22 protein-coding genes are annotated in these 21,203 nt (G+C 60.4%); 10 read left to right on the top strand and 12 right to left on the bottom strand.

Annotation, left to right across the window (positions count from 1 at the left end):
• Together tmk and ACSQ26_RS10800 are read left to right on the top strand one after the other, a co-directional pair.
• Positions 1-684 (top strand): dTMP kinase, encoded by a 684-nt coding sequence (gene tmk, locus ACSQ26_RS10805; RefSeq protein WP_436008600.1) that lies wholly within the window; start codon positions 1-3, stop codon positions 682-684.
• Positions 681-1,715, top strand: coding sequence for a DNA polymerase III subunit delta' (locus ACSQ26_RS10800; protein ID WP_436008598.1), 1,035 nt, complete (start codon positions 681-683; stop codon positions 1,713-1,715). The genes tmk and ACSQ26_RS10800 overlap by 4 nt, the downstream gene beginning before the upstream one ends.
• Here ACSQ26_RS10800 and ACSQ26_RS10795 read toward each other — a convergent pair.
• A complete protein-coding gene (locus ACSQ26_RS10795; protein ID WP_436008596.1) occupies positions 1,710-2,510 on the bottom strand; it encodes a sulfite exporter TauE/SafE family protein in 801 nt (266 codons plus the stop codon). The genes ACSQ26_RS10800 and ACSQ26_RS10795 overlap by 6 nt on opposite strands.
• Before the next feature lie 205 nt (positions 2,511-2,715).
• Here ACSQ26_RS10795 and metG point away from each other — a divergent pair, with 205 nt between their 5' ends.
• From metG to ACSQ26_RS10780, 3 genes are read left to right on the top strand one after another with little or no spacing between them, the layout of a single operon-like run.
• The gene (metG, locus tag ACSQ26_RS10790; protein ID WP_436008594.1) at positions 2,716-4,263 is read left to right on the top strand and encodes a methionine--tRNA ligase; all 1,548 of its coding nucleotides are present in this window, start codon (positions 2,716-2,718) and stop codon (positions 4,261-4,263) included.
• An 8-nt stretch (positions 4,264-4,271) separates the two neighbouring features.
• Positions 4,272-5,057, top strand: coding sequence for a TatD family hydrolase (locus ACSQ26_RS10785; protein WP_436008592.1), 786 nt, complete (start codon positions 4,272-4,274; stop codon positions 5,055-5,057).
• The gene (locus ACSQ26_RS10780) at positions 5,057-5,866 is read left to right on the top strand and encodes an MBL fold metallo-hydrolase (protein WP_436015201.1); all 810 of its coding nucleotides are present in this window, start codon (positions 5,057-5,059) and stop codon (positions 5,864-5,866) included. The genes ACSQ26_RS10785 and ACSQ26_RS10780 overlap by 1 nt, the downstream gene beginning before the upstream one ends.
• 6 nt (positions 5,867-5,872) lie before the next feature.
• Here the strand turns inward: ACSQ26_RS10780 and ACSQ26_RS10775 are convergent, their stop codons facing one another.
• From ACSQ26_RS10775 to hspQ, 3 genes are all read right to left on the bottom strand, one after another.
• On the bottom strand, positions 5,873-6,094 hold the full coding sequence (locus ACSQ26_RS10775) for a hypothetical protein (protein ID WP_436008590.1): 222 nt from the start codon (positions 6,092-6,094) through the stop codon (positions 5,873-5,875).
• A gap of 225 nt (positions 6,095-6,319) precedes the next feature.
• A complete protein-coding gene (locus ACSQ26_RS10770; protein ID WP_436008588.1) occupies positions 6,320-7,267 on the bottom strand; it encodes a phosphoribosylaminoimidazolesuccinocarboxamide synthase in 948 nt (315 codons plus the stop codon).
• 108 nt (positions 7,268-7,375) lie between these two features.
• Complete coding sequence (hspQ, locus tag ACSQ26_RS10765; RefSeq protein ID WP_436008586.1) at positions 7,376-7,705, bottom strand: heat shock protein HspQ; 330 nt, start codon at positions 7,703-7,705, stop codon at positions 7,376-7,378.
• Positions 7,706-7,898: 193 nt separating this feature from the next.
• Here hspQ and ACSQ26_RS10760 point away from each other — a divergent pair, with 193 nt between their 5' ends.
• From ACSQ26_RS10760 to ACSQ26_RS10745, 4 genes are all read left to right on the top strand, one after another.
• Entirely contained in the window at positions 7,899-9,314 is a 1,416-nt protein-coding gene (locus ACSQ26_RS10760) for a hypothetical protein (protein WP_436008584.1), read from the top strand.
• Between the two features lie 18 nt (positions 9,315-9,332).
• Positions 9,333-10,373, top strand: a complete 1,041-nt coding sequence (locus ACSQ26_RS10755; RefSeq protein ID WP_436008582.1) for a TAXI family TRAP transporter solute-binding subunit — start codon at positions 9,333-9,335, stop codon at positions 10,371-10,373.
• A 14-nt stretch (positions 10,374-10,387) separates the two neighbouring features.
• Positions 10,388-10,879, top strand: a complete 492-nt coding sequence (locus tag ACSQ26_RS10750; RefSeq protein ID WP_436008580.1) for a hypothetical protein — start codon at positions 10,388-10,390, stop codon at positions 10,877-10,879.
• A gap of 62 nt (positions 10,880-10,941) precedes the next feature.
• Entirely contained in the window at positions 10,942-11,445 is a 504-nt protein-coding gene (locus ACSQ26_RS10745; protein WP_436008578.1) for a GNAT family N-acetyltransferase, read from the top strand.
• A gap of 3 nt (positions 11,446-11,448) precedes the next feature.
• Here the strand turns inward: ACSQ26_RS10745 and ACSQ26_RS10740 are convergent, their stop codons facing one another.
• From ACSQ26_RS10740 to ACSQ26_RS10715, 6 genes are all read right to left on the bottom strand, one after another.
• Positions 11,449-12,681, bottom strand: a complete 1,233-nt coding sequence (locus tag ACSQ26_RS10740) for an RNA polymerase sigma factor (RefSeq protein ID WP_436008576.1) — start codon at positions 12,679-12,681, stop codon at positions 11,449-11,451.
• A 3-nt stretch (positions 12,682-12,684) separates the two neighbouring features.
• On the bottom strand, positions 12,685-13,044 hold the full coding sequence (locus ACSQ26_RS10735; protein ID WP_436008574.1) for a YciI family protein: 360 nt from the start codon (positions 13,042-13,044) through the stop codon (positions 12,685-12,687).
• A gap of 18 nt (positions 13,045-13,062) precedes the next feature.
• A complete protein-coding gene (locus tag ACSQ26_RS10730) occupies positions 13,063-13,410 on the bottom strand; it encodes a YciI family protein (RefSeq protein WP_436008572.1) in 348 nt (115 codons plus the stop codon).
• A 124-nt stretch (positions 13,411-13,534) separates the two neighbouring features.
• Complete coding sequence (locus tag ACSQ26_RS10725) at positions 13,535-13,906, bottom strand: DUF4440 domain-containing protein (RefSeq protein ID WP_436008570.1); 372 nt, start codon at positions 13,904-13,906, stop codon at positions 13,535-13,537.
• Positions 13,907-14,084: 178 nt separating this feature from the next.
• A complete protein-coding gene (glnA, locus tag ACSQ26_RS10720) occupies positions 14,085-15,494 on the bottom strand; it encodes a type I glutamate--ammonia ligase (protein WP_436008568.1) in 1,410 nt (469 codons plus the stop codon).
• Positions 15,495-15,555: 61 nt separating this feature from the next.
• A complete protein-coding gene (locus ACSQ26_RS10715) occupies positions 15,556-15,894 on the bottom strand; it encodes a P-II family nitrogen regulator (RefSeq protein ID WP_137153622.1) in 339 nt (112 codons plus the stop codon).
• Between the two features lie 382 nt (positions 15,895-16,276).
• On the opposite strand from ACSQ26_RS10715, the gene ACSQ26_RS10710 reads away from it, so the two are divergent.
• Positions 16,277-17,725 carry an NAD(P)H-hydrate dehydratase gene (locus tag ACSQ26_RS10710; RefSeq protein WP_436008566.1) on the top strand — a complete coding sequence of 483 codons (1,449 nt, stop codon included), beginning with the start codon at positions 16,277-16,279 and terminating at the stop codon, positions 17,723-17,725.
• Here the strand turns inward: ACSQ26_RS10710 and ACSQ26_RS10705 are convergent.
• Positions 17,715-18,104, bottom strand: a complete 390-nt coding sequence (locus ACSQ26_RS10705; RefSeq protein WP_436008564.1) for a hypothetical protein — start codon at positions 18,102-18,104, stop codon at positions 17,715-17,717. The two genes, ACSQ26_RS10710 and ACSQ26_RS10705, sit on opposite strands and share 11 nt — an antisense overlap.
• Before the next feature lie 2 nt (positions 18,105-18,106).
• Positions 18,107-21,028: an excinuclease ABC subunit UvrA gene (gene uvrA, locus ACSQ26_RS10700; RefSeq protein WP_436008562.1), complete on the bottom strand. Its 2,922-nt coding sequence runs from the start codon at positions 21,026-21,028 to the stop codon at positions 18,107-18,109.
• Positions 21,029-21,203 lie beyond the last annotated feature (175 nt).

Below are 21,203 nucleotides of genomic sequence, written 5' to 3'. Positions count from 1 at the left end.
GTGCGGCGACAGGGTCTATTCGTGACATTCGAGGGCGGGGAGGGTACCGGCAAGAGTACCCAGATCCGGCTCCTCGCGGATCGTCTCCGGCGCAAGGGGATCGACGTGCTGGTGACGCGTGAGCCGGGCGGCTCGCCGGGCGCTGAAGCGATACGGCACGTCATCCTGTCTGGTGCCGCCGAGGAATATGGCACGCGCATGGAAGCCTTGCTGTTCGCCGCTGCGCGTAACGACCATGTCGAGGAGATCATCCGGCCTGCACTGAAAAGTGGAGCCGTTGTCCTGTGCGACCGTTTCATGGATTCCTCCCGGGTCTATCAGGGCATCACCGGCAATCTGGAGCCGGCCTTCGTGCAGAATCTCGAGCGGATCGCGGTCAACGGCGTCACGCCCGATTGCACCATCATTCTGGATATCCCGGCCGCCGATGGACTGAAGCGTGCCAAGCTGCGGGCCGGCGAGTCCGGCCAGGAGCAGGCTCTCGACCGCTTCGAGCGGGAGGAACTCGACACGCACGAGAAGCGCCGCGAGGCGTTCCTCGATATCGCCGCAGCCGATCCCTTGCGCTGCCGGGTGGTGGACGCGGCCGGCACTCCAGAGGAGATCGCCGAGAAGGTCTTTGCCGTCGTCGAGCCGCTGCTTCCGATCCAGTCTTCGCGGGTCAGAGAGACCGGTAGCGCGTGAGTGCGGAGACGGAAACCACGCTTCTCGACGGTGCGATATCGCCGGCAGAGAATACGCGCCTGTTCGGCCACTCAGAAGCCGAGGACTTCCTTGCCCAGTCCTATCGCTCCGGCAAGGGGCATCACGCCGTTCTGATCGAAGGCCCCGAGGGGATCGGCAAGGCAACGCTGGCCTTCCGCTTCGCCAACCATGTGCTGAAATATCCAGTTGCGACCGAGGCGCCGGAGACGATCTCGGATCCCGACCCCCAGGCGCCTGCTTTCCGGCAGATCGCGGCCGGTGCCTCGCACAATCTGCTGCATCTCGCGCGGCCGGTGGATGCCAAATCAGGCAAGCTCAAGACCGCGATCACCGTCGATGAAGTGCGGCGCGCCGGGAAATTCTTCGGCCAGACATCGGGCACCGAAAGCTGGCGGATCGTGGTCATCGATACCGCCGACGAGCTCAATCGCAGCGCGGCCAACGCCATCCTCAAGATCCTCGAGGAGCCGCCGAAGCGGTCGATGTTCATGGTGCTCTCGCATGCGCCCGGCAAGCTGCTGCCGACCATCCGCTCGCGCTGCATGCCGCTGGTGCTGCGGCCACTGGGCGAGGATGATTTAAAGCAGGCGCTCGGTCATCTCGGCCTGTCGATCGCGCCGCAACTGGAACGCAAGGCGCTGGATGCTGCCGATGGTAGTGTCGCGCAGGCGATCAAGCTGGTGAACTATGGCGGGCTTGAAATCATCGAGGCCTTCGACTCGGTGCTGGCAGCACGCGGACCTCAGCAGCGCAAGGCGATCCACAAGCTTGCGGATGCCGTGGCGGCGAAGGGCAACGACACGCTCTACGGCTTCTTCATCGACCATGCCACGCAGCATATCTCATTCCAGGCCCGGCAGGCCGCCGTGGCGGGTAATGTCAACCGCGCGTTCCAGCTGTCGGAACTGCATTCGTCGCTCACGGAGCGGATCAATACCGCCGATGCCTATAATCTTGAGCGCAAGCAGACGGTGATCAGCCTGATCGGCGATCTCGCTGAAAAACTATGACGTCACAAGCTTGAGCGCGACGAGCGCCAGCGTGCAGGCGAGGATCGGCCTGATCACCCGATCCGGCATCTTTGGCGCCACCTGGCTTCCAATGATGATGCCGGGGATTGAGCCGATGAGCAGCGAGACGAGCATCGCCCAGTCGATCTCGCCGATCGCCCAGTAGCCCAGGCCGCCGACCAGCGTCAGCGGCACCGCGTGCACGATATCCGAGCCGACGACATCGCGGATTTCAAGGCGCGGATAGAGCATCAGCAGCACGGTGACGCCGAGCGCACCCGCACCGACCGAGGTGAGCGTCACGAGGACGCCGAGCAGAAGGCCCAATACGAACGTGCCGATGACGATAGTGCGTGGTTCGATGGGTTTGTGGTGGCGCCGGTAGTTTGCCACCCAATCGACGATCTGCTTGCGAAACAGCAGCAGGAAGGCCGTCAGGAACAGCATCCAGCCGAGTGCATTGGTGAGGAAGGACACGGCGCCGATGCTTTTCCGGTCGATGCCCGACATGAAATACAACGTAATCACGGCGGCCGGGATGCTGCCGAGCGCCAGCGCGCCGACGATATTCCAGTTGACCGTCTTGTTGCGACTGTGAACCGCCGTGCCCGCCGACTTGGTGATCGCGGCATAGAGGAGATCGGTGCCGACCGCGGTGGCGGGATGGACATTGAACAGGATGACGAGCAACGGCGTCATCAGCGAGCCGCCGCCGACGCCCGTTATCCCCACCAGAATTCCAACCAGAAGCCCCGAGATAGAATAGAGCGGGTTCAACGAGCTCAATAAATCCAAAATCCGATCCCCTGACAGACCAGCGAAGGGCGATATAGGTGAGGGGTGCGGAAGTCAAGCAAGCCGGGTGTCGCGGATTGTTGCCGCTGTGGATGGCGCAATGCGGCAGAAATCGGCGGAGGCCGGCAAAGTTGATGTTTCCCCGCGCGGAAACATGCGGTAGAAGCCGCCTCACAACCGTTCCGCATCAAGGCTTTCCAAGCGCATGAAAGATACCTCGCCCTTCTATATCACCACCGCGATCTCCTATCCTAACGGACGTCCGCATATCGGGCACGCCTACGAACTGATCGCGACCGATGCGCTGGCGCGCTTCCAGCGGCTCGACGGGCGCGAAGTGCTGTTCCTGACAGGCACCGACGAACACGGCCAGAAGATGCAGCAGACGGCGAAGGCTGCGGGGATCGCGCCGATCGAGCTCGCCGACCGGAATGCGGCCGAATTCGAGAGCATGACGACGCTGCTCAATGCGTCCAACGACGATTTCATCCGCACGACCCAGCCGCGTCACTACAAGTCCGTCCAGAATCTCTGGATCAAGATGGCCGACGCGAGTGACATCTACAAGGACAGCTATGCCGGCTGGTATTCGGTACGCGACGAGGCCTTCTACCAGGAAGAGGAAACCGAAGTTCGCGCCGATGGCGTGCGCTACGGACCGCAAGGCACGCCTGTGGAATGGGTCGAGGAGGAGAGCTATTTCTTCCGTCTCTCCAACTATCAGCAGAAACTGCTCGACTATTACGACAGCCATCCGGATTTCATCGGGCCGGACGAGCGCCGCAATGAGGTACTGTCCTTCGTCAAGTCAGGTCTCAAGGACCTGTCGATTTCGCGCACGACCTTCGACTGGGGTATCCCGGTGCCTGATGACACCAAGCACGTCATGTATGTCTGGGTTGATGCGCTGACCAACTACATCACCGGCGCTGGCTACCCCAATACGGATGATCCGCGCTGGAAGTTCTGGCCGGCGACGCATATCATCGGCAAGGACATCATCCGCTTTCACGCAGTCTACTGGCCGGCCTTCCTGATGTCGGCTGGCCTCCCGCTGCCGAAGCGCGTCTTCGCTCACGGCTTCCTGCTCAACAAGGGCGAGAAGATGTCGAAATCGGTCGGCAATGTCGTCGATCCCTTCGATCTCGTGAAGCATTTCGGCGTCGACCAGGTCAGGCACTTCTTACTGCGCGAGGTTTCCTTCGGTCAGGACGGCTCCTATTCCGAGGAGGCGATCGCCAACCGCATCAATGCCGATCTCGCGGATAATATCGGCAACCTGGCGCAGCGTTCGCTATCGATGATCGCCAAGAATCTCGACGGCGTGCTGCCGGCACCGGGGCCGCTGACCGATGAGGACAGAGCGATCATCGCATCGGCCGATGCGGTGATCGAGGCCTGCCGCACCGAGATGGACAGGCAGCAGATCCACAAGGTGACCCAGCAGATATTCGCGCTGTCGTCGGAAGCCAACGGCTATTTCGCAGTACAAGCGCCTTGGGCGTTGGCGAAGAGCGGTGACGTTGCACGCATGGCGACCGTGCTTTACGTAACGGTAGAGGTCGTGCGCCAGATCGGCATCCTGCTGCAGCCGTTCGTCCCAGCGTCTGCGTCCAAGCTGCTGGATCAGTTGAAGATTCCTGCCGAAGAGCGGAACTTCGCGCATCTTGGCGAGGCGGGGCGCTTGAAGGGTGGCATCACGCTCGACAAGCCCGAGCCGGTCTTCCCGAAGTACTATCCGCCCAAGGAGTAGCGGCCGGAATGCTGATCGATACCCATTGCCATCTCGATTTCAAGGATTTCGCCGAAGAGCGGGACGAGATCATCCAGCGTGCGCTCGATGCGGGCGTCAAGCAGATGATCACCATCTCGACCCGCGTTGCGAAGTTCGACCAGATCAAGGCGCTGGCGGAGGCCTACGAGCAGGTTTATTGCTCTGTGGGCGTTCATCCCAACAATGCGCATGAAGAGCCCGATATCACGACCGAGGAACTCGTCGAGCTGTCACAGCATCCGAAATGCGTGGCGATCGGTGAGGCCGGGCTCGATTATTTCTACGACTATGCACCGCCGGAAATACAGGCCAAGGGCCTTCGCCGGCATGCCGCAGCTGCCCGCATAACCGGCCTGCCGCTGGTCATCCATGCCCGCGCCGCCGACGACGACATGATCTCGATCCTGAGGGAGGAGGCAGCCAATGGCGCCTTTCCCTTCCTGCTTCATTGTTTCTCCTCGGGCGCTGAACTGGCCCGGGTTGGAGTCGAACTCGGCGGCTATGTCTCGTTCTCGGGCATCCTGACCTTCCCGAAATCCGACGATATCCGCGAGATCGCCAAATCCGTGCCGCGCGACCGTCTGCTGGTGGAAACCGACGCGCCCTATCTCGCGCCGAAGAAATGGCGCGGGAAACGCAACGAGCCCTCCTATGTGGTGAACACGGCACAGGTCCTGGCCGAGACGATCGGCGTCAGCGAGGACGAGATCGCCGACATCACCACTGAAAACGCCTTCCGTTGCTTCTCGAAGATGCCGAGGCTGGCGGCCTGATGGGAAAACGCCGCTTCACCATCCTGGGCTGCGGCTCTTCCCCCGGCGTGCCGCGGATCACCGGCGACTGGGGCGATTGCGATCCGTCCAATCCGAAAAACCGCCGCACGCGGGCGTCGGTTCTGGTTGAGCAATTTGACGACGATGGCAACAAGACCTCTGTGGTTATCGATACCGGGCCGGATTTCCGCAGCCAGATGATCGCGGTCGGCGCGACCGATCTTCATGCCGTGGTGCTCACGCACGCCCATGCCGACCACTTGCACGGCATCGATGACATCAGATCCTTCGTCTACAAGAACCAGCATCGTATGCCGGTCTGGGCCGACAAGCTGACAATGGAGCGGGTGTTCGAAGGCTTTCGATATTGCTTCGAGACACCGGAGGGCAGTTCGTATCCACCGATCAGCCGGGCGCAGATCATCGATGATATCAACGGCATGTTCGAGGTCGAGGGGCCCGGCGGAGCGGTTCCGTTCCTGCCGATCTACCAGCATCACGGCGACAGCCATTCGCTCGGCTTCCGCATCGGCAACATTGCCTATTGCACCGATGTCAGCGATTTTCCCGCATTCAGCCTGCCGAGGCTCGAGAACCTCGATGTGCTCGTCATCGATTGCCTGCAGTATCGCCGGCACCCCAGCCACCTGTCGCTCGAACAGGCGATAGAGTGGATCGAGCGGATCAAGCCAAAAAAAGCGATCTTGACCCATATGCATATCCCGCTCGACTACGAGACGGTGCGGCTTGCTACGCCCCATCATATCGAGCCGGCTTATGACGGAATGATCATTGACGCTGCGTACTGACTGGTCTCAGTTTGAGTTGGCAGCCATCAGCTTTCGGGTCGGCTTCTGCGCAAGGTACAGGATGTAATCGTCCGCCGCATCAGCCAATGCCATTGCCGCTTCCGACTCCCGCCAGCCTGCGCTCACTGCTTGCAGAATGAGATCGCGCGCCGCACTCGAGAAGATGTGCCTGGCGTTATGTTCCCGCCTCGGATCGAGCGGTGAATATGTCGGTGCTTCTACGTTCATAAGCAAACTCTGACATATATGCAGTTTCCTGCAAGTTTTGACGGAAAATTAACCTTACTTCTCTGCTTTTCGGCGTCGGATGTTTCACAATGGAACGCGGAGAGCGTCGAGCTTATTCACTCGACGAACCACATTGGCTCACACCCTGTGCTCAAGGGAACAAATCGGCACGTTTGGATTGCGCCGATGCCTGAGGGACCGACTCAGGGAGGACTTGACGATCGTCTAGAAATAGACCTTGAGCGCCTCGCGGATCGCCTTGAGCGGCTCCGGGTTCATGTCGCGTGCGAACCGCTTGCCGGTGATCATCTTGTAGGCCTGGATATAGACGTCCGAGGTCTGCTCGATCAGTTCGGCAGGAATTTCAGGAATGTCGTCCTTGTAGGGGTCGCAGCGTTCCACCACCCAGGAACGGATGAAGTCCTTGTCGAAGCTCCGCGGCCGTTTGCCTGAGGTAAAGGCCGAGTCATAACTCTCGGCGATCCAGAAACGGCTTGAATCCGGCGTGTGGATTTCATCGGCGAGAATGATGTTGCCCTGCTCGTCGGTGCCAAATTCGTATTTCGTGTCCGCAAGGATCAGGCCGTTTTTGGCACTGAGTTCCTGGCCACGCTTGAACAGGCCGAGAGCATGGCGCGACACGGTTTCCCATTGTTCTGACGTCAGAAGCTTCTGGTCGAGGATTTCCGCCGGCGACAGCGGTTCATCATGACCGCCGTCGAAGGCCTTGCTCGTCGGCGTGATGATCGCCTCGGGGAGTTTTTCGTTGTCGCGCATGCCGTCGGGCAGCGTGACGCCGTACATCGAGCGCTCGCCGGCCTTGTATTTGGTGAGGATCGACGTCGATGTCGTGCCGGCGAGGTAGCCGCGGACGACGATCTCGACGGGCAGGATATCCAGCCGCTTGCCGATGACGACATTGGGATGCGGGTAAGCGATGACATGATTGGGGCAGATGTCGCCGGTCTTCTCGAACCAATGGCGCGCCGTCTGGGTCAGCACCGCGCCCTTGAACGGAATGGCCGCCAGGATGCGATCGAAAGCGCTGATGCGATCCGTCGCGATGATGATGCGGCTGCCATCGGGAAGGTCGTAATTCTCGCGGACCTTGCCCTTGTAGCGGTTCGGCAGTTCGGGAATGAAAGCATCGTCGAGCACGGGGAGGGACGCCATGGTCTTGACCTTTATTTCAGGGATTTGAAGCGCGGTAAATCAGCGCTCGCTGAAAAGGTCAAGACCGCTTTGAAGTGGAATCGGTGATCACTCGCAAAAATTGCCGGCTCAGTGCGTCTGCAACGTCTTGGGCCGATAAAAACCACTCGCCTCCGGGCTGAAATTCAGCATCACTGCGGGATGGCGTAGCGGATCGCCGCTCTCATCAGGCAGCAGGTTCTGCTCGGAGACGTAAGCGACATAGGCCGACTCGGCATTCTCCGCATAGAGATGATAGAAAGGCTGGTCCTTTGACGGACGCACCTCGGCGGGAATGGAATTCCACCATTCCTCGGTATTGGCAAATTCCGGATCCACGTCGAATATCACGCCGCGGAACGGAAATACCCGATGCCGGACCACCTGTCCGATCTGATATTTTGCAAAACGTTCACGCATGACAACACCTCAAACCATTTGACATTACATTTGGTATGAATTTACCAATTTTCAAGGCGTTAGTAGCGGGCTCGACCTGCTCACAATAGCGTGTCATGACGGGAATCGGAACGGCCGAATGCAGAAAACCGCCGCATTGGCCGTTATCTTCTACGGCTGACAGTTCAGCCAGGACAGCACAGAGGGTTCACGCGTGGTCAATCAATGGGGTCGGGATGGCAATTCTTCATCCTCCGGTTCGCAATCATCGGGTGGCGCGGGCATTCTCATCGCCGCCGTGATCGCACTGCTGATCGGCGTTGGCGGCGGCTACGGCGCCGGCCGGTTCCTCAGCGGCGTTTCGGCGGGCGATCTGGCGTCGCGCGACCAGACGATCAGCGAACTCCGGCAGCAGGTCACAAGGCTCCGGGAGCAGACCAGCGGCGCCCAGACATCGGATACCGTGTTGCGCTCGAAGGTCGAGGAGCTCCAGGATCAGGTCGCGGCGCTGAACAGGGCCAACGACACGCTCAAGAGATTCAACGACGAGCAGTCGGGACAGGTCAGCGCCGACGCCCAGGCGGAGATCGATGCGCTCAAGAAGACGATCGACGAGGCCGGCGACCTGCGGAACCAGCTTTCGCGTGCGCGCAAATCGCTGAAGGTCTCCGAGCTGCAACTCATCGAGCTTGAAGGCACGGTCAAGGACCAGCAGGACGAAATCAAGAAGCTGCGCAGCGATCTCGCCAATACGGCGACACAGGGCAATGACGGCAACAAGGCGCTGAGCGACCAGATCAAGACGCTGGAATCCGCACTCCACGGCGCACGCCAGCAGGCTTCCACCGTGCCCGACCTCAGGAAGCGGATCGCCGAGATCGAAGATGATCTGGCGCGGAAGACCGCCGATGTGAGCGCCGCCCGCAAGAAGGCAGCCGACCTCGACAAGCAGGTCGCCGACCTCAAGACAAGGCTCGACAAGGCACGCGCTGACGCCGAAGCCAACAGCAGTGGCGCAGACGATCAGCTCAAGCGCCTCCAGTCAGAACGGGACAAGCTCCAGGCGGCACTCGATGCTGCCAAGAAGCAGCTTGCCGACGCCAGCGAAAATTCCACCGAAGCCGAAGGCCTGCGCAAGGATCTTGCGGCGGCCGAGGAACAGCTCGCCAGCAAGGACACAGAGATTTCATCACTCAAGGCGCAGACGGAAGAGCTGAAAGACGCTGTCTCCGACGCCAACGGCAAGGCGAGCGCAATCGATTCGCAGCGGATACTGCTCGGGATCAACCTGAGCGCGATACGCACCGAAAAGGAAAAGCTCGAGACCGAGAATGCCGGCTTGCGCGCTACGATTGCCAAGTTGCAAGTGAAACCCGTTGAAGACAAGCCGGCGGATGATACCAACGGCAGTGACGAGAACGACACATCAGGCAAGCGGGATTCCGATGCCGTGCGCAATGCGCTCGCCGACATGCCTGGTTTCAGCCGCCTGACGCCTGACAAGCAGGACGTCCTTGCAGCACGACTGGAGAATGGCGAATGCGTCGCCGATGCGCTCAAGGCCTCGCTCGGCCGCGTGCCTGCCATTGCGCTGAGAAACCTGATACGCGATCTTGGCAGCAAATGCTGAGATGATTGGAGAGGACCGATGCTGAAGAAACTGGGCCTGGCACTTTCGCTGCTGATGATGTTCTGCCTGCCGGCGAGCTCCGCCGAATTGGAGAAGAACATCATGACCGGCGGTGCCAAGGGCACCTACATCAAGATCGGCCGCGATATTGCAGGCCTTGGTAAGGCCTGCGGACAGGCGCTGAATGTTGTGGAAAGCGCGGGCTCGCTCGAAAACTTCATCGGCGTCCGCAACCGCAAGAACACCCAGTTCGGCATCGTCCAGAACGACGTGCTCGAATACCTCAAGACCTTTGAGGCCAACGATCCGGAGATCCAGACCGCGGTTCGCGGCGTGCGCATCATGTTCCCGCTCTATAACGAGGAAGTGCATGTGCTGGCCAAGGCCGATATCAAGACCATGGCCGATCTTTCGGGCCGCAAGGTCGCGATCGGCGTCAAGGATTCCGGCACCTATCTCACGGCAACGCTGATGCTTGATATCCTGCAGATCAAGGATGTGCAGAAGGTCGAGGTCAATCCCGATAAGGCGCTGCCGCAACTGGAATCGGGTGACATCGACGCCTTTTTCTACGTCGCCGGTGCGCCCGCGTCGCTCTTCCAGAGCGATACCATCGATGGGACGAAATTCCATCTCGTGCCGATTACCGAGGCACCGCTGCTGGCGACCTATATTCCCGCGAAGATCGATGCCGGAACCTATACCTTTCAAAAGGAGGCAGTGGATGTCGTGGCGGTCAAAGCCGTGATGATGACCTTCGACTACGACAAGAAGCGCAACGCCTATCAACGTGAATCCTGCAAGGCGGTAGCCGACTTCTCGAACTACATCATCAGCAACCTCGACAAGCTGCAGGCAACCGGCCACCCGAAGTGGCAGACAGTCGACCTCAGCGCATTGCCTCCGGGTTGGAAGGTCGGCGTCTGCGTGAAGGAAGGCCTCGCGGCCAATTACAAGCCGACCTGCACGACACCAGCCGCAACGCCCGCAAGCGATGACGAAAATGGCGAGAACGACGATTATCTGAAGCTGCTCAAGGAGCGGCTGAAGAAGCAATAAGCGGGGGCAGGGGCATGCTGCGTTCAGGAATTGTCGCCGTCGTGCTGGTCGGCGCTGGGCTGGCGACGGCGACGACGACGCAAGCGTTGGCCGTTGACTGGAGCCGTTACCACAATCCACGCTTCTCCTATGCGATTGACGTTCCGCCCGGCTTTTCTGACGTGTCCGAAGCCCAAAACAGCGACGGTGGTGTGTCCAACAGTGCAGATGGCAAGGCCGAGTTGCGGGTTTGGGGCGGCTATCTGGTCGATCGGAGTTTCAAGTCCGACGTCGAGGAGCGGATTCAATCGGACTCATCCGACGACTGGGACATCTCCTATAATCGTCGAACGGCAAATACCGCGAGCTGGTCGGGCCGCAAGAATGGCCGCGTCTTCTATGCCAGGGCCATGACGGGCTGCGATGATGCCGCGATCTATTTCCGGCTCGAATATGAACACTCGCAGCTAAAGGCGTATGACGCAATCGTCAGCCGCCTGGTCAAATCCCTGCACCGCACGTGTTGAAAAGGTCGTCTGCCTTCAGCTTCGCGGCCAAGCCATAACCGAACTATCCGACGAGAAGAAAATTGCTGGCACCATTGATCAAGACGGAGCGGCTCCTCCTGCGACCCTATCGACTGGAGGATTTCCCCCATCTGTCCGCACTCTATGAGACCGACCGCGCCGCCTTCATCGGTGGCCGCCTTCCGCGGCGGCGGGTCTGGGACGGCTTCATGAACTGTGTCGGCCAGTGGGCGATATTCGGCTTCGGAGGTTGGGCCGTCGAGGAGACCGCGTCAGGCGCGACCGTTGGCGAAGTCGCCATCCAGCGTCCGCCCGACTATCCGGAGACCGAGTTGGGCTGGCTCGTTTTCGAAGGGTTCGAAGGCAAAGGATACGCGTTCGAGGCGGCTGCTGCTGCGAAGCGATGGGCGTTTTCCGAGATGGGCCTGCCCTCGCTCGTGTCCTATATTGATCCGGATAATGCGCGCTCGATCCGCCTGGCCGAACGCCTCGGCGCGGCGCTTGATCCGGCAGCACCGACGCCCAATGGCGATCCCTGCCATGTCTTCAGGCATAACCACACCTGATCCTCATTGGCCAGGTTGCCGTTCGATTTCACTCAGCCGGCGCTCGATGAAAATCCGCTCGGCCCCGGCTTCGGTCAACGCCAGTGCCGAGACGTATTCGGCTCGCGCCTCGTCGCGCCTTGATAGCTGCCGGAGGAAATCCGCCTTTGCCAATCTGGCATAGCGGTAATCCGTGAGTTCACCGGCCGATAGCAGGACATCGATGCGCGCCAACCCGGCCTCCGGCCCGTCCCGCATGCCGATGGCGATGGCGCGGTTGAGCTCGACCACAGGTCCGGGATCGGCGGTCGCGAGCAGATCGTAGTAGCTGACGATGGCAGCCCAGTCGATCACCCCCGTTCTCAGCGCATCGGCATGGATTGCGGCGATCGCGGCCTGGAGCGTATATGTGGAGTGGGGCGGCCGGGCCAATGCATTGCGGACGAGCCGGCGACCTTCGCCAATCGCAGCTGCATCCCACAGCGAGCGATCCTGGTCGGCAAGCGGCGTCGGGCTGCCATCGGTATTAAGGCGCGCAGCGCAGCGGGAATGCTGGAGCAGCATCAGGCCAAGCAGGCCGTCGATGTCGGGGTTCGACAAGTGCTCGCTGAGCAGCCGCGCCAGCCTGATCGCCTCTTCGCAGAGTTCGGTGCGCAGGATGTCCTTGCCGCCGGCAGCCGCGTAGCCCTCGGAGAAGACGAGGTAGACGACCCGCAACACCGTTTCGAGGCGCGCGTCCATTTCCGGCTTCGCAGGCGCTTCATAGGGCAGGGACAGAGCCTTGATACGGCCCTTGGCGCGAACGATGCGTTGCGCCATGGTCGGCGCCCTGGTGAGAAAGGCCGCTGCGATTGCCTCGGTCGTCAGGCCGCAGACCTCGCGCAGGCAGAGCGCCGTCTGTTGGTCTGGCGGCAGGGCCGGATGGCAGCAGGTGAAGATCAGCCGCAGGATATCATCCTTGACGAGGTCGGGATCGGGCGGACCTTCCTCATTGTCTTCTATCATGCGCGTGATCTCCGGTTCGAGTTCACGGAAGCGCGCCCGCCTGCGAAGCATGTCGATGGTCCTGAAGCGGCCGGCCGAGACCAGCCATGAACGCGGATTGGCTGGCACACCGTCGGTCGGCCATTGTGTCGTCGCCGCGAGGAACGCCATCTGCACCGCCTCCTCGGCAAGCTCGAAGCTGCCGAGAAGGCGGATGAGTGTCGCCCGCACCTGCGTGGCCTCCGTGCGGTAGATATGCTCGATGGCCTCCATCGCTCAGGCGTGCACCGGCACGGCGTAAACCGGGCGGAGTTCAATCTGGCCGTATTTCGCCAGTGGAATGCCGGCTGCGATGCCGATCGCCTCGTTCATGTCGCGCGCCTCGACAAGCACGAAGCCGGCCATCTGCTCTTTGGCTTCCGAGAACGGTCCATCGCTCATCGACATTTCCCCGTTGCGGACCTTGACCAAGAGGCCGCTTTCCGGCGGCTCGAGCCCGTGACCGGCAAGCAACTGGCCCCGCTCCATGAGTTCGGCATCATAAGCGAGGTTGCTCTTTTCGAGCTCTACGACCTCCTCCTTCGACATGCGCTGGAAGAGGTCGTAATCGACATGGACGATGCAAACGTACTTCATGGCGTTTCTCTCCACCAATTAGAACTCGTAGATCGGCCGCACTTCGATCGTGCCGTATTTGGCAAGCGGAATGCCGGCTGCGATCTTCACCGCCTCATCCATGTCGTCGGCGTTGATCAGGATGAAGCCGCCCATCTGTTCCTTGGCCTCGGCGTAGGGGCCGTCGGTGACCGACATCTGCCCATTGCGCACCTTCACAAGTGAGGCCGAGGAGGGCGATTGCAGCGCCTCGGCATGGATATAGCGGCCGCTGGCCATCAGATCCTCGTCATATCCGCGCGAATTGCGATCGAGATCGCGCTTCTCCTCCGGGCTCATATTGTCGAGAATGGAACCGTCGAAATGTACGATGCACAGGTATTTCATGGTCTGCCTCCAGTTTGCTGACATCCCTGGTCGAGGCGGCCCGACGCAATTCGACATGCGCACACAAAAAAACTTCGGGTAGCAACGGAATAGGAAACCTACATGAGGATCGATCGGCCTGTCTTCAGGTGATGACAGTCCCTTGGTGGAAAACAATCTGCCAAGCCTCACCTATTTTCCGCCAGAGCGTCGTTCTGCGAGTTCGCCGGCCTGGTTGCTGCAGAACGTAGTTGAGTTGGTAGAGGTCTTCGCCAATCTGACGGATTGAGAAGTCTGAGCATGACCAGTCGTCGGGTTCCCGCGTTTTGTAGCGTTCCAGTAGGTTTTCGATGACGAAGTCGCGACCATAAGCCTTGCCACTTGCGCCAATCTCCCAGAAATCGTCGGCAGTCATGTTGGGAAGGTCTTCGCGGCTGGTGCCAAATTCCCGACAATGGAAGATTGGCTCGCGGGCGCTGAGTTCGTCCAGTACTGAATTGAGATGGGATTTCAGCATTCTCCCTCCTTCACAACGCTTTGCCGCTCTCAATCGGCGCAACAAATCCGCATTCTAAAATAGCGTCCAAAGACCCTTGGTCAAAAAAACTCCCGTGCGTCTAAGGCCGACGAGGCAACAAAAAGACCGGCAGAAGGTTCGCTTCCGCCGGTCCTACCAATGTCAGTTCGATCTCGGATCAGACGGAATAGTACATGTCGAACTCGACCGGATGCGGCGTCATTTCGAAACGCATCACCTCGGCCATCTTGAGCTCGATATAGCTGTCGATCTGGTCGTCGTCGAAGACGCCGCCGGCGGTCAGGAACTTGCGATCCTTGTCGAGGCTTTCGAGCGCTTCGCGCAGCGAGCCGCACACCGTCGGGATCTTCTTCAGTTCCTTCGGCGGCAGGTCGTAGAGATCCTTGTCCATGGCCTTGCCCGGATGGATCTTGTTCTTGATGCCATCGATGCCGGCCATCAACATGGCGGCAAAGCCGAGATAGGGGTTCTGGGCCGGATCGGGGAAGCGGACTTCGACCCGCTTGGCCTTCGGCGAGGAGCCGAACGGAATGCGGCACGAAGCCGAGCGGTTGCGGGCCGAATAGGCGAGCAGGACGGGCGCTTCGTAGCCCGGCACCAGGCGCTTGTAGGAATTGGTGCTGGGATTGGTGAACGCGTTGATCGCCTTGGCATGCTTGATGACGCCGCCGATGTAGTAAAGGCATGTCTCGGAGAGGCCGGCATATTCGTCGCCGGCGAAGGTCGGCTTGCCATCCTTCCAGATCGACTGGTGCACATGCATGCCCGAGCCGTTGTCGCCAAACACAGGCTTCGGCATGAAGGTCGCGGTCTTGCCGTAGGCGTTGGCGACCTGGTGCACCACATACTTGTAGATCTGCATCTGGTCGGCGCTCTTCACCAGCGTCGCGAACTTGACACCCAGTTCATGCTGGGCGGCCGCCACTTCGTGGTGCTGCTTTTCGACGACCACGCCCATTTCGGCCATGACCGTCAGCATTTCGGAACGCATGTCCTGCAGGCTGTCGATCGGCGGCACCGGGAAATAGCCGCCCTTGATGCGCGGGCGGTGACCGAGATTGCCGGAATCGTAGTCCGTGTCGTCATTCTCAGGCAGTTCCGAGGAATCGAGCTTGAAGCCGGTATTGTAGGGGGTGGCCTTGTACTTGACGTCGTCGAAGACGAAGAATTCCGGCTCGGGGCCGACGAAGACCGTGTCGCCGATGCCGGATGCCTTGAGATAGGCTTCGGCCTTCTTGGCGGTGCCGCGGGGGTCGCGATTATAGGCCTCGCCGGAAATCGGATCGAGAATATCGCAGAGCACGACCATGGTCGACTGGGCGAAGAACGGGTCCATATGCGCCGTCGTCGGGTCGGGCATCAACACCATGTCGGATTCGTTGATGGCCTTCCAGCCGCCGATGGACGAGCCGTCGAACATCACGCCATCGGCGAACATGTCCTCATCGACGGCCACCACATCCATGGTGACGTGCTGCAGCTTGCCCTTGGGGTCGGTGAAGCGGAGGTCGACGAATTTCACGTCGTTGTCCTTGATCTGCTTCAGAATATCTTTCGCTGTCGTCATGTAGCTCTTCCCTATTGATATGACGATGGTCCGCCCAAACGCGGATTATGCGTATGGGCGATCAGATGGCGTCGACACCGGTCTCGCCGGTGCGGATACGGACGACTTCCTCCACATTGGAGACGAAGATCTTGCCGTCTCCGATACGTCCTGTCTGTGCTGCGTTGCGGATCGCATCGATGACACGTTCCACGTTCTCGTCCGCAAGCACGACCTCGACCTTCACCTTGGGCAGGAAATCGACGACATATTCAGCACCACGATAGAGTTCCGTGTGGCCTTTCTGACGTCCGAAACCCTTGGCCTCGGTGACTGTGATGCCTTGCAATCCGACTTCCTGAAGGGCTTCCTTCACTTCGTCGAGCTTGAAGGGCTTGATGATCGCTTCGATCTTTTTCATGAGGAAATTTCTCTCCGCTTCTCCCGTTTCTGCAGGTCTGGCCCGCCGCGCCACATCATGCATATTATATGCCAGACAAGCGCGGTAATTTTGATTTTTTGCCAGAAAACTACCGAACGGGCGTGATCTTGCGCGTTTTTGAGCAAAAAACCAGACGAAAATCACGCCAAACAGGAGAAATTTCGCCGCAAATCGAGAAATTCGTCTCGGCTATGAAATGTGGCAGGACTCGCCAACCGTCGATCAGTGTAAACTTTGTGCATTTGCTTATTTTTCAACCATTTGCATTTTTTGAAAGGTCGGGGCAGACTCCCGATACCGGGGAGATCAGGCATGAGATTCCCTATCGTCTGCTGAAAATATATGCAAACAGGACATCATCATGCTGATCGAGCCTGAAAGCGTCCGAGAGATCGACGCTGCCTGCATTCAATCCGGAATACCGGGCTTCCGGCTGATGACAGCGGCGGGGCTCGCGGTGGCTGCGTCTGCCTTACGGCATTTTCCCGGTGCCAGGCGCTTCGCGGTACTGGCCGGGCCGGGCAACAACGGTGGCGACGCCCATATCGCGGCGGGTGCGCTTAAGGAGGCAGGGGCGGGGGTCGAGGTCTTCCGGCTTGCGTCTCGCCGGCCATCGACGGACGATGCGGCGCGGGCACTCGCCGAATGTGATGTCATCGCGCAATCCATGGACGCGTACGAACCGATGGAAGGCGACGTCGTTATCGATGGCGTGTTCGGCGCCGGTCTTTCACGCGGCGTCCTGCTTGAACTTGCGGCACTCATCGCGAAAGTCGAGCGCCTGCGGATACCGATCATCGCGATCGACCTGCCCAGCGGCATCGATGGGCGGACAGGCCAAATTCTCGGCGCGGCATTCAAGGCCGATGTCACAGTCACTTTCATGGCATTGAAGCCCGGCATGTTGCTGCTTCCGGGCCGTGAACATTGCGGGCAGGTCGAGATTGCCGAAATCGGCGTGCCGAGGCGGCTGATCGAGGCGCATAAATCGAATGTGCATATCAACGGCCCGGAAATTTGGAAGGACTACGAGCGTCTGCATGATGCGAGCGCACACAAATATTCCCGGGGCGCGCTTGTAGTGTTCTCCGGCGGCGCTTCCCATACCGGCGCGGCAAGGCTGACCGTCAATGCCGGTCTCCGGGCCGGGGCAGGGCTGGTCACGATCGCCACTCCGGCTGAGGCGATGGCGGTCAATGCCACGCATCTCACCGCCGTGATGCTGCGGGAGATCGACGATATTGACGATCTGAATAGCTGGATCGAAGACAAGCGGCTATCCACCTTCGTGCTCGGTCCCGGCTTCGGCGTGGGGGCAAAAGCTCGCGATTTCGTGCTGGCGCTCAAGGACCGCAAACTGGTTCTCGACGCTGATGGCATCACCAGCTTCAAGGACGATCCCGGCACGCTATTCGACGCCTTCGCGACCGGCGAGCCGCACTTGGTTCTGACGCCGCATGAGGGCGAATTCAGCCGGTTGCTTGTCGATATCGCCGATGATGCCAGGCTCTCCAAGATCGACAAGGCGATCGCCGCGGCGAAGCGCGCAAATGCGGCCGTCATCTACAAGGGATCGGATACCGTCATTGCCAGTCCCGATGGCCGCGCCGCGATCAACACCAATGCGCCGCCATCGCTCGCCACGGCAGGTTCAGGTGACGTGCTCGCCGGCATCTGCGGCGCGCTGCTCGCCCAAGGCTACCCTGTCCACGAGGCCGCCTGCGCCGCCGTCTGGTATCATGGCGATGCGGCAAACCGGGCGGGGGCAGCCTTGACGGCTGAGACGCTGGTGGAACAGGTCAGGACTTGAGCCGCAACCAGAATCCGAAGACGTATTTGCGCAAGCCGAGCCAGATTCTTCTGACCCGGCGCCAGGGGACGCTCAGCGTCAATTTCGTTCGCGACTTCAGGCCGCCACGGTGGAAAATCGCATCGCCATAGGCGCCATCGTAATCTTTTTCGGCGCCGACTAATTTTCGGATATCCTCGCGCCTGGCATGCTGGCCGAGCCATTGCTCAAACTGGTGTGCCGCTGCTTCGTCGTCCAGAACGAGTGTGGTGTACCAGACTACGCTGCCGCCGATCTTCCATGCATTCCGCCGCACGATCGCCGATGGCCAGCGCTCGCCAACCATCAGGAAAATCGTTCTCGGTTCGAGCGAGTAGAACCGGAAGATATGCGACGGCATTCCTACTCCGCCGCGTCTTTCCGGATCGGCCGGCGCTCCAGCAGGTTCTTGAGGAACTGGCCGGTATAGGAGCGCTTCTCCTTGACCACCTGTTCCGGCGTGCCCTCGGCGATGATCTCGCCGCCGCCGTCGCCGCCTTCGGGGCCGAAGTCGATGATCCAGTCGGCGGTCTTGATGACTTCGAGATTGTGCTCGATGACCACGACGGAATTGCCCTGGTTGACCAGTTCATGCAGCATTTCCAGCAGCTTGACGACATCGTGAAAATGCAGGCCGGTGGTCGGCTCGTCAAGGATGTAGAGCGTGCGGCCGGTGGATTTCTTCGACAGTTCCTTGGCGAGCTTGACGCGCTGGGCCTCGCCGCCGGAGAGCGTATTGGCCTGCTGGCCGACCTTGATATAGCCGAGGCCGACCTCGCGGAGCGCGGTCAGCTTGTCGCGCACCGCGGGCACGGCCGAGAAGAAATCGCAGCCTTCCTCGACCGTCATATCGAGCACGTCGGAGATCGACTTGCCTTTGAAATGCACCGACAGCGTATCGCGATTGTAGCGCTTGCCGTGGCAGACATCGCAGGTCACATAGACGTCGGGCAGGAAGTGCATCTCGATCTTGATCACGCCATCGCCCTGGCAGGCTTCGCAGCGGCCGCCCTTGACGTTGAACGAGAAACGACCGGGCGCATAGCCCCGCGCCTTGGCCTCGGGAAGGCCCGCGAACCAATCACGGATCGGCGTGAAGGCGCCGGTATAGGTCGCCGGGTTCGAGCGCGGCGTGCGGCCGATCGGCGACTGGTCGATATCGATGACCTTGTCGATATGCTCGAAACCGTCGATCCGGTCGTGCTCGGCCGGGTTTTCGCGCGCGCCCATGATGCGGCGGGCAGCCGCTTTGTAGAGTGTCTCGATCAGGAAGGTGGACTTGCCGCCGCCCGACACCCCGGTCACGGCCGTGAAGACGCCGAGCGGAATGCCAGCCGTGACATTCTTGAGATTGTTGGCGCGGGCGCCATGAACCTTGATCTCGCGGCCCTTCTTCGGCTTGCGGCGCTCACCGGGAAGCGAGACCGAGAGTTCGCCGGAGAGATATTTGCCGGTCAGCGAATTGGGATGGTTCATGATGTCGGCGGGCGTGCCTTCAGCCACCACTTCGCCACCATGGATGCCGGCGGCCGGGCCGATGTCGACGACGTAGTCGGCACTCATGATCGCGTCTTCGTCATGCTCGACGACGATCACCGTATTGCCGATGTCGCGCAGGTGCTTGAGCGTATCGAGCAGCCTTGCATTGTCGCGCTGGTGCAGGCCGATCGAGGGCTCGTCGAGAACGTAGAGTACACCCGTGAGGCCTGAGCCGATCTGGGATGCAAGCCTGATACGCTGGCTTTCGCCGCCCGACAGAGTGCCGGAATTGCGCGACAGCGAGAGATATTCGAGACCGACATCGTTGAGGAATTTCAGGCGGTCGCGGATTTCCTTGAGAATGCGGACGGCAATCTCGTTCTGCTTGGCATTGAGATGCTCCGGCAGCGCGATGAACCAGGCATTGGCCACATTGATCGACATCTCGGAGACCTGGCCGATATGCAGCTTGTCGATCTTCACCGCCTGCGTTTCCGGCTTCAGGCGATAGCCATTGCAAGCCGGGCAGGGTGCGGCGCTCATGTAGCGCTCGATCTCCTCGCGCGACCAGGCAGAATCGGTTTCCTTCCAGCGGCGCTCGAGATTGGGGATGATGCCTTCGAATGTCTTGGTCGTCTGGTAGGAGCGCGCGCCATCGGCATATTGGAAGGTGATCTCGCGCTTGCCGGTGCCATTCAGCACGGCGTCCTGCGCCTCTTCGGAAAGCTCGCTCCAGCGGTTGGAGAGCTTGAAACCATAGGCCTTGCCGAGCGCCTCGAGCGTCTGGTTGTAATAGGGCGACGAGGACTTGGCCCACGGTGCGACGGCACCATCACGCAGCGTCCGGTTGGTCTCGGGCACGATCAGATCCGCATCGATTTTCTGCTGCGAGCCGAGGCCGTCGCATGACGGGCAGGCGCCGAAGGGATTGTTGAAGGAGAACAGGCGTGGCTCGATCTCGGGAATGGTGAAGCCCGACACGGGGCAGGCGAATTTCTCCGAGAACATCACGCGCTCATGCGTATCGTTGAGCGACTTGTTGGCCGAGCCGCCTTCCGAGGTTTCCTCGGGCGGCAGCGGTTTGTCGGCAAATTCCGCGATCGCCAGGCCATCGGCAAGCCTGAGCGAGGTCTCGAAGGAATCGGCGAGCCGCGAGGCCATGTCCTGGCGCACGACGATACGGTCGACGACGACGTCGATATCGTGCTTGTATTTTTTGTCGAGCACCGGCGCTTCGGCGATTTCGTAGAACTGTCCGTCGATCTTGACCCGCTGGAAACCCTTCTTCATCAGGTCGGCGAGTTCCTTCTTGTACTCGCCCTTGCGGCCGCGCACGATCGGCGCGAGGATATAGAGGCGCGTACCTTCCTCGTAATCGAGCACGCGATCAACCATCTGGCTGACCGTCTGGCTCTCGATCGGCAGGCCGGTGGCCGGCGAATAGGGCACGCCGACGCGGGCAAACAGCAGGCGCATATAGTCGTAGATCTCGGTGACGGTGCCGACCGTCGAGCGCGGATTGCGCGAGGTCGTCTTCTGCTCGATCGAGATGGCCGGCGACAGGCCGTCGATCTGGTCGACATCTGGCTTCTGCATCATTTCGAGGAACTGGCGCGCATAGGCCGACAGGCTCTCGACATAGCGGCGCTGGCCCTCGGCATAGATCGTGTCGAAGGCGAGCGACGACTTGCCCGAGCCCGAAAGGCCGGTCATCACGATCAGGCTGTTGCGCGGCAGGTCGAGATCGATGTTCTTGAGATTGTGCTCGCGCGCGCCACGAATGGAGATGTTCTTCAGTTCGCTCATCAATGAAGGCTTTCGATAAGTTTTGTCACCGGCCGGCGACCTGCGCGGAGCCCGGAATTGCTGCTTCTAACTATCCCAAACGCGGCTCGCTTGGCAAACGTTCGCCGCCAAAAAATGTCAGCATCCTGCTGTCCGAATCCATTTGACAAGTCCTAGCGCAAATACTAGAACAAAG

It is taken from the genome of Rhizobium sp. LjRoot254, assembly GCF_964254105.1.
Taxonomy (GTDB): Bacteria; Pseudomonadota; Alphaproteobacteria; order Rhizobiales; family Rhizobiaceae; genus Rhizobium_E.
The sequence above is the reverse complement of the archived record's forward strand: the minus strand, read 5'-3'. Positions and strand labels throughout refer to the sequence as shown.

What these genes read in the sequence shown, in the direction of transcription:
- metG (WP_436008594.1), top strand. Translation starts at nt 2,716, where the DNA reads ATGAAAGATACCTCGCCCTTCTATATCACCACCGCGATCTCCTATCCT.
- ACSQ26_RS10785 (WP_436008592.1), top strand. Translation starts at nt 4,272, where the DNA reads ATGCTGATCGATACCCATTGCCATCTCGATTTCAAGGATTTCGCCGAA.
- ACSQ26_RS10780 (WP_436015201.1), top strand. Translation starts at nt 5,057, where the DNA reads ATGGGAAAACGCCGCTTCACCATCCTGGGCTGCGGCTCTTCCCCCGGC.
- ACSQ26_RS10775 (WP_436008590.1), bottom strand. Translation starts at nt 6,094, where the DNA reads ATGAACGTAGAAGCACCGACATATTCACCGCTCGATCCGAGGCGGGAA.
- ACSQ26_RS10770 (WP_436008588.1), bottom strand. Translation starts at nt 7,267, where the DNA reads ATGGCGTCCCTCCCCGTGCTCGACGATGCTTTCATTCCCGAACTGCCG.
- hspQ (WP_436008586.1), bottom strand. Translation starts at nt 7,705, where the DNA reads ATGCGTGAACGTTTTGCAAAATATCAGATCGGACAGGTGGTCCGGCAT.
- ACSQ26_RS10755 (WP_436008582.1), top strand. Translation starts at nt 9,333, where the DNA reads ATGCTGAAGAAACTGGGCCTGGCACTTTCGCTGCTGATGATGTTCTGC.
- ACSQ26_RS10750 (WP_436008580.1), top strand. Translation starts at nt 10,388, where the DNA reads ATGCTGCGTTCAGGAATTGTCGCCGTCGTGCTGGTCGGCGCTGGGCTG.
- ACSQ26_RS10740 (WP_436008576.1), bottom strand. Translation starts at nt 12,681, where the DNA reads ATGGAGGCCATCGAGCATATCTACCGCACGGAGGCCACGCAGGTGCGG.
- ACSQ26_RS10735 (WP_436008574.1), bottom strand. Translation starts at nt 13,044, where the DNA reads ATGAAGTACGTTTGCATCGTCCATGTCGATTACGACCTCTTCCAGCGC.
- ACSQ26_RS10730 (WP_436008572.1), bottom strand. Translation starts at nt 13,410, where the DNA reads ATGAAATACCTGTGCATCGTACATTTCGACGGTTCCATTCTCGACAAT.
- ACSQ26_RS10725 (WP_436008570.1), bottom strand. Translation starts at nt 13,906, where the DNA reads ATGCTGAAATCCCATCTCAATTCAGTACTGGACGAACTCAGCGCCCGC.
- glnA (WP_436008568.1), bottom strand. Translation starts at nt 15,494, where the DNA reads ATGACGACAGCGAAAGATATTCTGAAGCAGATCAAGGACAACGACGTG.
- ACSQ26_RS10715 (WP_137153622.1), bottom strand. Translation starts at nt 15,894, where the DNA reads ATGAAAAAGATCGAAGCGATCATCAAGCCCTTCAAGCTCGACGAAGTG.
- ACSQ26_RS10710 (WP_436008566.1), top strand. Translation starts at nt 16,277, where the DNA reads ATGCTGATCGAGCCTGAAAGCGTCCGAGAGATCGACGCTGCCTGCATT.
- ACSQ26_RS10705 (WP_436008564.1), bottom strand. Translation starts at nt 18,104, where the DNA reads ATGCCGTCGCATATCTTCCGGTTCTACTCGCTCGAACCGAGAACGATT.
- uvrA (WP_436008562.1), bottom strand. Translation starts at nt 21,028, where the DNA reads ATGAGCGAACTGAAGAACATCTCCATTCGTGGCGCGCGCGAGCACAAT.